The organism is Flavobacterium sp. GW821-FHT11G01, assembly GCF_058808175.1.
The window spans coordinates 1-13,526 of record NZ_JBXARK010000014.1 but is presented as its reverse complement, the minus strand read 5'-3'; the positions used below and the strand labels follow the sequence as shown (position 1 = coordinate 13,526).

The window sequence follows — 13,526 nt, the reverse complement described above, 5'->3', positions numbered from 1 at the left end:
ATATATGGCATTATCAGGTTTATTCCGAAAAAAAACGGTACAAGATATTCTCAAGCAAGTTGCAAAAAACGAAGCAGATGGTCATAATGCATTAGGAAAACATTTAACGACCAGAGATTTAACTGCTTTTGGAATTGCAGCTATTGTTGGCGCGGGAATTTTTAGTACAATCGGAAAAGCAAGTGCCGATGGAGGACCAGCTGTTATTTTCTTGTTTTTATTTACAGCATTGGCTTGTAGTTTTGCTGCTTTTGCTTACGCAGAATTTGCTTCAATGGTACCGGTTTCAGGAAGCGCTTATACGTACTCATATGTAGCTTTTGGAGAAATAATTGCATGGATTATTGGTTGGGCTTTAATCATGGAATATGCCGTCGGAAATATAACCGTAGCCATATCGTGGAGTGATTATTTTACCGGACTGCTCCAGAGCGGTGGAATTCATTTACCACAATGGATTCAGATGGATTACTTAACCGCTTCAAACGGATTTAAAGATGCCACAGCTTTAATGCAAGGCGGAAAAACATACGAAAATTTAGGTTCAGGATTACAAGCTGCTTATACAGCCTGGACAACCGCACCAACAATAGGTTCTTTTCATTTTGTAGCTGATTTACCGGCTCTATTTATCATTGTTTTAATTACAGCTTTGGTTTACCGCGGAATGAAAGAATCTCGTAATGCGAGTAACATCATGGTGGTTGTAAAACTTTGTATTGTTCTTTTGGTTATTGCTGTCGGAATATTTTATGTAGATACAGCCAATTGGGATCCGTTTGCTCCAAATGGAGTAAGTGGTGTTTTAAAAGGAGTTTCAGCTGTTTTCTTTGCTTATATTGGTTTTGATGCGATTTCTACAACTGCCGAAGAATGTAAAAATCCACAGCGCGATTTACCACGCGGGATGATGTGGGCAATTATCATTTGTACTTTATTATATATAGCCATTGCCTTGGTTTTAACCGGAATGGTACGTTATAACGAATTGAATGTTGGAGATCCTCTGGCGTTTGTTTTCGATAAATTAAACTTAAAATGGATGTCGGGAATTATAGCCGTTAGTGCTGTAATTGCGATGGCGAGCGTATTGTTGGTTTTCCAAATGGGACAGCCGCGTATCTGGATGAGTATGAGCCGTGACGGTTTATTACCAAAGAAATTTTCTACAGTGCATCCAAAATTCAAAACACCTTCATTTGCGACAATTGTAACCGGTTTTGTGGTTGCCGTTCCAGCTTTATTTTTGAATTTGACAATGGTTACCGATTTATGCAGTATCGGAACCTTATTTGCCTTTGTATTGGTTTGTGCCGGAGTTTTGGTTTTACAAAATAAACCAGAAATTCCGAGAGGAAAATTCAAAACACCCTATGTGAATTCAAAATTCATTATGCCTGTTTTAATGCTTGCCGGATTGTATTATGCTTTTGCTTTCAACAATAAAGCGACAATGGCTTTTATTAATAATGAAGCGCAAATTAACGATGCAACGACGATTATTACGGCTTTAGATAAAGAAGAATCAGCAAAAGTTTTCAATTATTTGGAAAGTATCGATGTTAAAAATAAAACTGCCGAAACTTCAGATTTAGAGCATTTATTAAGCCAATATCAGGATGACGATGCTAAATATGCTGAAGTTGTAAAAGGTTTGCCAATCAACGATTCTCTAAAATACGAATCAGGTTTCAGCCTATTCAAACACAAAATTCCAATGTGGATTTTCCTTTTCGTTTTAGTTGGATTAGCGGTTTGGTCATTCAGACAAAATTTATCTTTAATTCCACTTTTAGGATTAATCTGCTGTCTGTATATGATGGCCGAATTAAGCGTTTGGAACTGGATTTACTTTACAATCTGGTTATTAATCGGATTGTTTATTTACTTTACTTATAGTAGAAAAAATAGTAAGCTGAATACTCAAGTTGTGAGTTAGACGTAAAAAGTTATATGTGAAAAGCCGTTCTGAGAATCATTTCAGAACGGCTTTTTTATTATCTCAGTTTTGTCATCCTGACGAAGGAAGGATCACACTAGTAATTCCGCAAAGAGAAGCGTCAATCTATGTCGAGTTTCTTGTGTTATCCTTCCTCCGTCGGAATGACAAACAGTAGCGATATTTTTTTAAAATCTGCGTATAACTTAGCGAACCTCTGCGAAAACTTCTTTGCGAATCTTTGCGGAATTCAAAATTCCAAGTTCAATCATGCAAGCTTTCATCATCTCATAAGTACGCTGAATATCATTATCCAACCCAATAGAAAAACGAATCAAACCATCTGTCAATCCCATTTCTTTTTGTTCTTCAAGAGGAATTTCACTAGAAGTTGAGGTTCCCGGCGCGCTAAAAAGTGTTTTATAAAAACCTAAACTTACCGCCAAATAACCCAAGTTTCTTGCTTGCATCAATTCCATTAATTCATTGGCTTTTTCCAAAGTCCCAACATCAATTGTCAGCATTCCACCAAAACCATATTCAGGATTAATCATCGTTTTGTACAATTCATGACTCGGATGACTTTTCAATCCCGGATAAACCGTTTTTAAACCGTCAGCTTCGAATTGATCCGCCAAAAAATGAGCATTATGACTGTGCTGTTTAATTCTGATATGTAACGTACGAAGATTTTTCATTACCGAAGCCGATCGCAAACTATCCATAGTTGGTCCCAAAAGCATACTTGCTCCAGAGTTTACATTTTTCAGCGAATTGATAAATTCTTTAGAGGCACAAGTTACACCGCCAACTGTATCGCTGCTTCCGTTAATGTATTTTGTTAAGCTGTGAATCACGATATCAGCTCCTAATTTTGCAGGCGAAACAGATAAAGGTGAGAAGGTATTATCGACAACCAATTTCAAATTATGTTTTTTAGCAATTTTAGCCAAACCAGCAATATCAGCCACTTCTAATAATGGATTACTTACCGTTTCACAATACAAAACTTTTGTTTTTGACGTAATTGCAGCTTCTACAACGTCAAGTTTTGTAATGTCAACAAAGCTTGTTTCAATTCCGAATCGAGGTGTAAAATTCTTCAAAAAAGCATAAGTTCCACCATAAATCGTTCGACTTGAAACAATGTGGTCGCCAGCGCCGCAAAGCTGTAATAGAGTAGGCGTAATCGCCCCCATTCCCGAAGCCGAAACATTTGCTGTTTCTGTTCCTTCCATTGCTGCCAAAGCCTGATCTAAATATAAGTTACTTGGCGACGAATGGCGCGAATATAAATAGCAGCCTTCCATATTCCCTTCAAAAGTATCAAACATAGTTTTAGCTGAAAGAAAAGTATAAGTCGAAGAATCAGAAATCGAAGGATTTACACCTCCAAATTCACCAAAGTACTGCAAATCCTGAATTTTATCTGCTGGATTAAAGTTTTTCATAAGTTCTTGAATTGATATTTTATTGTTTTTTGAAATTGAGTTTTGAAATTGATAAGGAGCTATTCCAGCTTTCCGTTTCAAGTCCTCATAAAATGCAAAGTTTCTAATGTTTTAAAAAGAGCTTCCATTGGTCGCTTTTTTAAAACAAGAAACTTATGCCTTTTTTACTCCGGGCTTTACTCTTCAAATGAAATTCACTGAACTCCCGATTAAAATAAAAGTATAGTGAAGTAATCTGGGCTAGGGCACTCTTTTCAAAAGAAAATCCATTCAAAATAAAAGCTATTTAGAAAATTAATCAATTATAAAGTTCATATTTAGATTTTAAAACTATAAAAATTCATTTATAAGGATTTTTAATCTAAATTTGAATTGAAAAAATTAAATTGATAGATTTTCTTTCTCTTCCATAAACTATCAACGATCAACTAAAAACCATCAACTAAAATGACTTTAGACGCTACAGATAAAAAGCTCTTGGTTTTACTTCAAACCGACAGTAAAAAGACAACCAAAGAATTATCATTAAAACTTGATCTTTCTGTTACGGCGGTTTACGAAAGAATCAAAAAATTAGAGCGCGAAGGAATAATTAAAAACTATGTAGCATTAGTCGATAAATCCAAAATAGATAAAGGTTTTGTGGTTTTCTGTCATCTAAAACTCATTCAGCACACAAAAGAATTTCTAACTAAATTCGAAAGCGAAGTCATCAAACTAAATGAAGTTTTAGAATGTCATCATGTAAGTGGCGATTACGATTATATTTTGAAAGTATTAGTAAAAGATATGGAAGCTTACAGGGAATTTTTGGTAACCAAATTAACTTCTTTGCAACATATTGGAAGCACACAAAGTATGTTTATGATTAGCGAAGTAAAGAATTCTACAGTGATTTCTTTTTAGAAGGTTCAAAGGTTCAAAGATTCAGAGGGGCAAAGGTTCAAAGGTTTTTCTGTAGAGACGCACTGCAGTCCGTCTACACCCAGTTTGTCATCCTGAGGAACGAAGGATCACACACGTAACTCGACAAAGATTGGCGATTTTGCATGACGAGCCTCTAGTGTGATCCTTCGTTCCTCAGGATGACAAGCTTGAGTATAAACTTTGCGCCTTCGCGTCTTTGCGAGACTAAAAAAACAAAAAACTTTGTGTCTTTGAGCCTTTGTGGCAGAAAACCCACACCCAAAATTTCACACAAAAAACATTGAGATTTAAACTTTAAACAAAACTTTATTCCTTAATTTTGTATCGCTAAAAATAAAATAGACAAACTATGAGTTCATTTGACGTAGTCATTATAGGTTCAGGTCCTGGCGGATATGTATCAGCAATTCGTTGCGCACAATTAGGTTTCAAAACTGCAATTGTAGAAAAATATAATTCATTAGGCGGAACTTGCCTTAACGTAGGTTGTATTCCTTCAAAAGCATTACTTTCTTCTTCTCATCATTATGCTGAAATTGCTCATTTTGCAGATCACGGAATCGAAGTTTCCGGAGATGTAAAAATCAATTTAGAGAAAATGATCGCACGCAAACAAGCCGTTGTAGATCAAACCGTAGGTGGAATCAACTACTTAATGGATAAAAATAAAATTACTGTTTTCAATGGTTTAGGTTCTTTCGTAGATGCAACACACATTGCAGTTGCAAAAGCAGACGGAACTTCTGAAACTATCGAAGCAAAATATACTGTAATCGCTACAGGTTCAAAACCATCTTCTTTGCCTTTTATCAAAATTGATAAAGAAAGAATCATCACTTCAACTGAGGCTTTGGCTTTAAAAGAAGTTCCAAAACACTTAGTAATTATTGGTGGTGGCGTTATCGGAATCGAGCTTGGACAAGTTTACCTACGTTTAGGAGCTCAGGTTTCTGTAGTAGAATTCATGGACAGAATTATTCCTGGAATGGATGGTGCTTTGTCTAAAGAATTGACTAAAGTATTGAAAAAACAAGGAATGAAATTCTACGTTTCTCACAAAGTAAAATCGGTTGAAAGAAATGGCGATGCTGTTACTGTTCAGGCTGAAAATGCAAAAGGAGAAACAATAACTTTAGAAGGAGATTATTCATTAGTTTCTGTTGGTCGTCGTCCTTACACAGACGGATTAAATGCTGACAAAGCCGGAGTTAAAATTTCAGACAGAGGACAAGTTGAAGTAAACGATCATTTACAAACTAATGTTCCAAATATCTATGCAATTGGAGATGTTGTTCGTGGAGCAATGTTGGCACATAAAGCGGAAGAAGAAGGAACAATGGTTGCTGAAATCTTAGCAGGTCAAAAACCACATATCGATTATAACTTAATTCCTGGTGTTGTTTACACTTGGCCAGAAGTTGCTGCAGTGGGACAAACTGAAGAGCAGGTAAAAGCTTCAGGAACAGAATATAAGGTAGGAAGTTTTCCTTTCAAAGCTTTAGGTCGTGCAAGAGCAAGTGGAGATTTAGACGGATTCGTAAAAATCATTGCTGATGCTAAAACAGATGAGGTTTTAGGAGTTCACATGATTGGAGCACGTACAGCAGATTTAATTGCTGAAGCGGTTACTGCAATGGAATTTAAAGCTTCTGCTGAAGATATTTCAAGAATGAGCCACGCGCATCCAACTTTCGCGGAAGCGGTAAAAGAAGCAGCTTTGGCAGCTACAGACAATAGAGCATTACACGTATAAGCTACGTAAAATTATATTTTAAAACCCATCAGTCCCGAAGTTTCGGGATTGATGGGTTTTCTTTTGCGGTAATTTTCTGCTTCATATAATATAAAATTCAAAAATAATTTTGTAAATTAGATGTAGAATTCTGATGCTATCTTTACTTCTTTAAAAAGATAACATTATGAAAAATAAATATATAGCTCCAATTCTAATAGGAGCAGGAATAGCATTTGTACTTGCTTCGTGCAAATCAACCATTCCGAAAAAAGCTGTTGCAGTCACTAATTTTGACAAAGCAAAGTATCTTGGAAAATGGTTTGAAATTGCAAGACTGGATTATAAATGGGAGAAAAATTTAAACAACGTAACGGCCGAATATTCTCTTAAGGATGGCGGAACGATTAAAGTTGATAACAGGGGCTATAATGTCAAAAAAGACAAGTGGGAAGAAAGCATCGGGAAAGCCAAGTTCGTCAAAAAGGACAATGTTGGCATGCTTAAGGTCTCATTTTTTGGTCCTTTTTATTCCGGTTATAATGTAATTGCTGTTGATCCGGATTATAAATATGCACTTGTTGCAGGCGAAAGCTTAAAATACATGTGGATACTTTCGAGAGAAACTACAATTCCTGAAAGTATAAAAGCAGATTATCTTATAAAAGCACAGGAAATTGGTTATAATATTTCAGATCTCGTTTGGGTCGAACATAATAAGGCCAATTAAAAGTAAACCCGACAATTTTTAAAGTTGTCGGGTTTATTTATTTTAATGTGAAAGTGATTTATGCTGTGAAAACACTTTTATAATTATCCCAATATCTGTAAATCAAAAATAAGTTGGCCAGAAATAAAAGTATTGCAATTGGAAGACCTTCCGGAGCCAGAAAATAATTGATAAACAAAATGTTTACTGTAATTGGTAAGATCAAAATATTAGCTAAAGTTACATAACGTCCTGTTACAAATGCAATTCCGCAAAGCAATTCAATTGATTTAGCCAAGGGCATTAAATAAGTTGAAGCCATTAAACCTACATTAAAGGCTTTAAAATTGCCTGTGGTTTCTGGTTCTGGCATTAGGTGGAAAAAATAACTGATCGAAGCAAAAAGAAGCAAAAGACCAATTAACACGCGGACAATAATTGTAGCAATTTTCATAATACTTAGGATTTTTAAGAGGTTAAAAAAATATAGTTATCTGCTGAAATCGTTGCGCTTTATATCCTAATAAAAATGAAATTTAATATTTAATGACACTTTAATTAAGGATTTTACAATCAAAATAATCCTATTTTGGGATTAATTGAATGCTATATCAAATATAACGCTTTTTTCATTATGATATTGCTATTTTATTAACACTTTTCTTATTTCTTGCCATATTTTCTATAGAGAAAAAATCCACCCAAACTAATTAAAATAAAAGGCCAAAGATTAAGCAAAAAAACCAAAATTGACTGTAGGATATACCAACCCGTTTTTAATGAATCAATAATCTGAATGCCTAAATTAGGTTTGTAATAAGCACTGTCTTTTTCGCCCGCCGTTATTTCCTGTTTAATAGTTTCATTTTGATAAAGTTGTAAAGTAATCGTGCTAAAATTTATTTGATCCTGCATCGATAAATTTTCGATAGTCTTAGTATCATTAGCTTCTTTTTGATTAGCTAAAGCATTTTCGGCCTCCATAATATCATTTATTTTTTTGCCTTTTGTATCGATTGCTTTTTCAACTCTTTTTTCATTTGTGGTACTTCTTTTTTGAGAAAGCTGATTGGCCAATAATTTCAATGAAACATCATCAGCTTTGATAACTCTGAAATCCAGAAAGTCGATTTGTTTGGCAATGCTTTTAATTACGGTGTCAAGCTGCGTGTTGGGAACACGAATGGTAATATTATTTTCTACCGAAAACTTAGTGGTTTCCAGCGTGCTGTCCTGGCTGATTTTAGTTTTAATCTGATCGTGAATATTGCTTTGAAGATTGGTGTACGTAACAAAACCTCCAAATTTTGCCACAGCATTTTCAATTGTATAAGTAGATTTGACGACGTTTTTTACCTTGAATTTAATATCAGCGGTTCGAATAAATTTCTGCGAGCTGTTTTTGGGTTCCACTGCTGCTGTTGAGGAAACAGCCGTGCTGTCTGCTGTGGTTTTGTAATCTGCAGATTCTTCAGAAGCGTAATCTGCTTTTTTACAGGAAAATAGTAATGCGATAATCATCAAGGTAGTCAAACCTAATTGTGCAATTGTTTTCATAAAGGTTATAAAATTTGATTAATAAATAAACTATTTACACCATGTAAATAGGGTTTTGTACGTTAATAACAGCGTGAGTAATTTTTTAATCAAATGGCAGGAAAAGTTTTAATAATTAGCACTAATTCGATATACTAAAAAGTGTGCCAATAATTTTTCGGTATAATTTTATTGAAGGATTTTTTTTGTCGTAATTTTGAAGTCTAAAATTTATACTTTTTTGAGAGTTTCTATTCATAAACCTATTTCAAATCCAGAGCAGTTTAAAGAGCAACTTCTAACATGGTCACAGCAATTTCGCGAGGTTGTTTTTTTAGACAGCAATTCGCATACGCAAGAATATTCTAATTTTGATTGTGTGCTGGCTGTTGATGCTTTCACTTCTTTAAAAACCGATTTTCAAAATGCTTTTGATGATTTAAAACAATATCAGCAAACTACTAAAGACTGGCTTTTTGGTTATTTGACTTACGATCTGAAAAATGATGTCGAAGCTTTAAAATCGGCTAATTTTGATGGATTGGATTTTCCGGATTTGTTTTTCTTTCAGCCAAAAAAAATATTTTTATTGAAAGGAAACCAACTTGAAATTAAATATTTATTGCTTTGTGATGATGAGGTTGAAGATGATTTTAATGAAATAGTCCAAAGTCCAAAGTCGAAAGTCGAAAGTTCATCTTTAAAAATTGAACAGCGTATTTCCAGAGATTCTTATATTGAAAAAGTAAAAAAAATGCTGGAACATATTTACATAGGTGATATGTATGAAGCCAATTTCTGCATGGAGTTTTATGCTGAAAATGCTGTTATCAATCCGTTAGAAAAATTTCTGAAACTAAATGAAATTTCGAAGGCACCGTTTTCGGTTTTCTTTAAAAATAATAAACAATATTTGCTTTCAGCTTCTCCGGAACGTTATCTGAAAAAAGTAGGTGAAACCATTATTTCTCAACCTATAAAAGGAACTTCAAAACGATTTTCAAATCCTGTTGAAGATGAAAAATCAAAACAATTTCTGGAATCAGATTCAAAAGAACGTGCAGAAAATATCATGATTACCGATTTGGTTAGAAATGATTTATCACACACTGCGCAAAAAGGTTCTGTAGAAGTTGTGGAACTTTGCAAGATTTATTCTTTTTTGCAGGTTCATCAAATGATTTCAACGATAACTTCAAAAGTAGATACACAATATGCTCCGGTTGATGTTTTAAAAACGACTTTCCCAATGGGAAGTATGACAGGCGCTCCAAAGATTTCAGTAATGAAAATCATAGAAAATCTGGAAGAAACCAAACGCGGATTATATAGCGGCGCTGTTGGTTATTTTACACCAGAAGGCGATTTTGACTTTAATGTGGTTATCAGAAGTATTTTGTACAATCAGGAAAATCAATATGTTTCCTTTTCTGTTGGAAGCGCCATTACAGCGCAATCTGATCCGGAAAAAGAATATGAAGAATGTTTTTTAAAGGCTAAAGCAATGCATGAGGTCTTGCGATAAAAAAGTTAGCTATAGATTAAGTAATCAAAAGGATTTTGTTTCACGCAGATTCTGGAGATTTAGGCAGATTTAAATAGATTTTATTAAAATAAATCTGCGTTTATCTGCTTAAATCCTTTTAAATCTGCGAGAAAAATAATTAGTAAAAATTAGTACATTTCGTCGCAAAAAAGCACGCTTAACATTTCATTTAAAAATAGATTCAATTTAATTTTCTACTTTTATCAAATGTTTTCAAAATTTCAAAATCACATCATTTCACGGTTTCCATTTCTGGAAGATAAAAAACTATTTCTGGCTGTAAGTGGTGGTTTAGACAGTATGGTTTTATTGCATTTGTTCCAACAATTACCATATGAAATTGCCGTTTTACACTGCAATTTTCAATTGCGTGGATTAGAAAGTTTTGGTGATCAAAGTTTTATTCAAAACTATTGCGATCAAAATGAAATTCCTGTTTTTATCACTCAATTTGATACAGAAGCTTTTGCAAAAGATTATAAACTTTCTACACAAGTTGCAGCGAGAGAACTTCGTTACAGTTGGTTTTATGAACTTTTAGAAACAGAAAAATTCGATTATATTTTAACAGCGCATCATGCTGACGATAATCTGGAAACTTTTATCATCAATTTAACTCGCGGAACCGGTTTAGATGGATTAACAGGAATTCCGGAGCAAAATGATAAAATTAGCCGTCCGCTTTTGCCTTTTTCAAGAGATGAAATCCTGGAATATGCCGAAGAAAATAATATAGAATGGCGTGAAGACAGCAGCAATGCATCCAATAAATATCTTCGAAATAAAATTCGCCATGATTTAGTTCCGCTGCTTAAAGAAATCAATCCCAATTTTTTGAATGCTTTTCAGAAAACACAATCTTATTTGCAGGAATCAAAAGAAATGGTTGAAGATGCTTCGATTATGATTTACCAACAAGTCGCGAAAGAAGTGGGTGATGATATTCATTTTGATTTAAATCAGCTTCAAAAATTACCCAATTATAAATCGTATTTGTACCAATGGCTGAATGAATTTGGTTTTTTGGCGTGGAATGATATTTATGATTTAGTCGATGGACAATCCGGGAAACAAGTATTTTCAGGGGAATTTAGATTGTTGAAAAACAGAAATACATTGATTTTAAGTCCAATTTCTGAAGAGGATGAAAAGGACGAATATCACATTAATAAAGAAGATCAAGACGTTAATTTTCCCTTAAAATTGAGGCTTTGTCAGGTAGACGACATTACATTAGATTCAAATAAAGCTATCTTTGTGGACGCCGAAAAAATCCAGTTTCCTTTGGTTTTACGTAAATGGAATGAAGGTGATGTTTTTCATCCGTTTGGAATGAATGGAAAATCTAAAAAAGTCAGTAAGCTTTTTAAAGATGAAAAATTATCGTTGATTGAAAAGGAAAAAACATGGATTTTGTGTTCAGATAATCAAATTGTATGGGTTATCGGAATCAGGCAGGATGAACGTTTTAAAATAGAAAATACCACTAATAATATACTTAAAATAGAATTACAATAATGAACTTTACTCAATCCTATCAAACGATAACTTCAAAAAGTATCTGGAATAAAACCATTATTTTTTTGTTGTTTTTCATTTTTGCTTTTGCAAAAGGTAATGGCCAGATTTTAGAACCGGTAAAATGGACCGCTAAAATCGAAAAGAAATCAGGAACAAATGCTGTTTTAATTTTTGATGGAACTATTGAGAAAGACTGGCATATGTATTCGCAATTTACGCCAGATGGAGGGCCGCTTCCGTTAGAAATTGTATTTAAAAATCAAAAAGGAAACTACAATTTGGTTGGAAAAGCCAAAGAGGGAAAAACGAGAACTGCCTTTAATGATGTATTTGGTGTGAATGAAACTTTCTTTGAAGGAAAAGCCCACATCGAACAGGAAATTACGATTACAAATCCGGATTTGAAAACGGTTGATGTCGATTTTGATTTTCAGGTTTGTAAAGAAGTTTGTATCAATTCGAATAAAAAATTCTCTATTGTCATTCCGGCCTCTTTCAAAATGGAAGCTGTTGCAACGGTTTCTGAACTAAAAAAAGATGAAACAAAAGTAACTGGAATTGCTGTCGATACTTTATCAACTGTAACAAAAGAAGTTAAATCGGAACCAGCTAAAGCTGAAGTTGCTGATTCAAAAGATAATGATATTCCACCTCCTGCACCAACCAGAAGTCTATGGTCGATCTTTTTTCTTGCGTTTTTAGGTGGTTTTGCCGCTTTATTGACACCATGTGTTTTTCCAATGATTCCAATGACCGTGAGTTTCTTTACGAAACAGAGTAAAAGCAGAGCAAAAGGAATTAGAAACGCAATTATATATGGACTTTCAATTATCTCTATTTACGTAATATTAGGTTTAATTGTAACTAAGATTTTTGGTGCCGATGCATTAAATGCATTATCTACAGATGTTTGGTTCAATTTGATATTCTTTGTGATTTTGATTGTTTTTGCAACTTCGTTTTTAGGAGCATTCGAAATTATGCTTCCAAATTCATGGGCAAACAAAGCTGATCAACAAGCTGATAAAGGTGGTATCATTGGTATATTATTCATGGCTTTGGCTTTGGCAATTGTCTCCTTTTCTTGTACAGGACCAATTGTTGGGACATTATTAGTAGACGCTGCTTCAAATGGAGGAATTGCGCCGGTTGTTGGAATGTTAGGATTTTCATCAGCATTGGCACTTCCATTTATGTTGTTTGCAATGTTTCCGGGCTGGTTAAATTCTTTGCCAAAATCTGGTGGATGGTTAAATACGGTAAAAGTGGTTTTAGGATTTTTAGAATTGGCTTTGGCTTTCAAATTTTTATCCAATGCCGATTTAGTTTTGCAATTGCATTTATTAGAAAGAGAAGTGTTTTTAGCGATCTGGATTGCTATTTTCGGAACTTTGGCGCTGTATTTATTTGGAAAAATTACATTACCACACGATAGTCCAACGAATCATATTTCAGTTGGAAGATTGTCTTTTGGACTTTTGGTTTTAAGTTTTACGGTTTATTTAATTCCGGGACTTTGGGGAGCGCCATTAAAATTAATTAGTGCTTTTCCACCGCCTCAAACCTATAGTGAAAGTCCGTTTGGAGTGGGAGGTTCGTCAAATTCAAATGTAAATACTGGAGAAATAAAAGGTTTGCCAAAAGGTGCTGAATTAGGTCCACACGGTATAATGATTTTTACAGATTACGAAGACGGATTAGCTTACGCGAAAGAAATCAACAAACCTATTATGCTTGATTTTACAGGTCATGCGTGTGTAAATTGTAGAAAAATGGAAAATAATGTATGGTCAGATCCAATAATATTGCCTATCTTGAAAAATGATGTAGTTTTGATTTCTCTTTTTGTTGATGACAAAAGACCATTGCCGGAAAACGAACAATTTATAACTGCAGCAGGAGATAAAATTGAGACAATTGGTGATAAATGGACGGACTTTATGATCTCAAAATATAAAACAAATACACAACCTTTATATGTTATAACTGATTTAGAAGGAAAGAATCTAAACAGTTCAAAACCGACAATTAGTTATGTAGATGTTGAAGAATATCTAACTTGGTTAAAAACAGGGATTTCGAATTTTAAGTAAAGAGTAAAGAGTAAAGAGTAAAGAGTAAAGAGTAAAGAGTAAAGAGTAAAGAGTAAAGAGTAAAGAGTAAAG

At 34.1% G+C, this 13,526-nt stretch carries 10 protein-coding genes; 7 read left to right on the top strand and 3 right to left on the bottom strand.

Annotated elements, in window-relative coordinates; translation table 11 throughout:
• The first annotated feature begins 4 nt into the window (after positions 1 to 4).
• Positions 5 to 1,939 carry an amino acid permease gene (locus AC1RRN_RS20230; protein ID WP_492969036.1) on the top strand — a complete coding sequence of 645 codons (1,935 nt, stop codon included), beginning with the start codon at positions 5 to 7 and terminating at the stop codon, positions 1,937 to 1,939.
• 206 nt (positions 1,940 to 2,145) lie between these two features.
• Here AC1RRN_RS20230 and AC1RRN_RS20225 read toward each other — a convergent pair whose 3' ends face one another.
• Entirely contained in the window at positions 2,146 to 3,390 is a 1,245-nt protein-coding gene (locus tag AC1RRN_RS20225) for an aminotransferase class I/II-fold pyridoxal phosphate-dependent enzyme (protein WP_492969035.1), read from the bottom strand.
• A 447-nt stretch (positions 3,391 to 3,837) separates the two neighbouring features.
• Between AC1RRN_RS20225 and AC1RRN_RS20220 the strand changes: the two genes are divergently transcribed.
• From AC1RRN_RS20220 to AC1RRN_RS20210, 3 genes are all read left to right on the top strand, one after another.
• A complete protein-coding gene (locus AC1RRN_RS20220; RefSeq protein ID WP_492969034.1) occupies positions 3,838 to 4,296 on the top strand; it encodes an Lrp/AsnC family transcriptional regulator in 459 nt (152 codons plus the stop codon).
• 370 nt (positions 4,297 to 4,666) lie between these two features.
• Positions 4,667 to 6,070 carry a dihydrolipoyl dehydrogenase gene (gene lpdA / locus AC1RRN_RS20215; protein ID WP_492969033.1) on the top strand — a complete coding sequence of 468 codons (1,404 nt, stop codon included), beginning with the start codon at positions 4,667 to 4,669 and terminating at the stop codon, positions 6,068 to 6,070.
• Between the two features lie 166 nt (positions 6,071 to 6,236).
• A complete protein-coding gene (locus AC1RRN_RS20210; RefSeq protein WP_492969032.1) occupies positions 6,237 to 6,779 on the top strand; it encodes a lipocalin family protein in 543 nt (180 codons plus the stop codon).
• A 58-nt stretch (positions 6,780 to 6,837) separates the two neighbouring features.
• Here AC1RRN_RS20210 and AC1RRN_RS20205 read toward each other — a convergent pair whose 3' ends face one another.
• Both AC1RRN_RS20205 and AC1RRN_RS20200 read right to left on the bottom strand, forming a co-directional pair.
• Positions 6,838 to 7,212: a DoxX family membrane protein gene (locus tag AC1RRN_RS20205; protein ID WP_492969031.1), complete on the bottom strand. Its 375-nt coding sequence runs from the start codon at positions 7,210 to 7,212 to the stop codon at positions 6,838 to 6,840.
• Between the two features lie 209 nt (positions 7,213 to 7,421).
• Positions 7,422 to 8,315 (bottom strand): DUF4349 domain-containing protein, encoded by an 894-nt coding sequence (locus tag AC1RRN_RS20200; RefSeq protein WP_492969030.1) that lies wholly within the window; start codon positions 8,313 to 8,315, stop codon positions 7,422 to 7,424.
• Between the two features lie 220 nt (positions 8,316 to 8,535).
• On the opposite strand from AC1RRN_RS20200, the gene AC1RRN_RS20195 reads away from it, so the two are divergent.
• From AC1RRN_RS20195 to AC1RRN_RS20185, 3 genes are all read left to right on the top strand, one after another.
• Entirely contained in the window at positions 8,536 to 9,819 is a 1,284-nt protein-coding gene (locus AC1RRN_RS20195) for an anthranilate synthase component I family protein (RefSeq protein ID WP_492969029.1), read from the top strand.
• 228 nt (positions 9,820 to 10,047) lie between these two features.
• On the top strand, positions 10,048 to 11,358 hold the full coding sequence (tilS, locus tag AC1RRN_RS20190; protein WP_492969028.1) for a tRNA lysidine(34) synthetase TilS: 1,311 nt from the start codon (positions 10,048 to 10,050) through the stop codon (positions 11,356 to 11,358).
• Positions 11,358 to 13,454 carry a protein-disulfide reductase DsbD family protein gene (locus AC1RRN_RS20185; RefSeq protein ID WP_492969027.1) on the top strand — a complete coding sequence of 699 codons (2,097 nt, stop codon included), beginning with the start codon at positions 11,358 to 11,360 and terminating at the stop codon, positions 13,452 to 13,454. The genes tilS and AC1RRN_RS20185 overlap by 1 nt, the downstream gene beginning before the upstream one ends.
• Positions 13,455 to 13,526 lie beyond the last annotated feature (72 nt).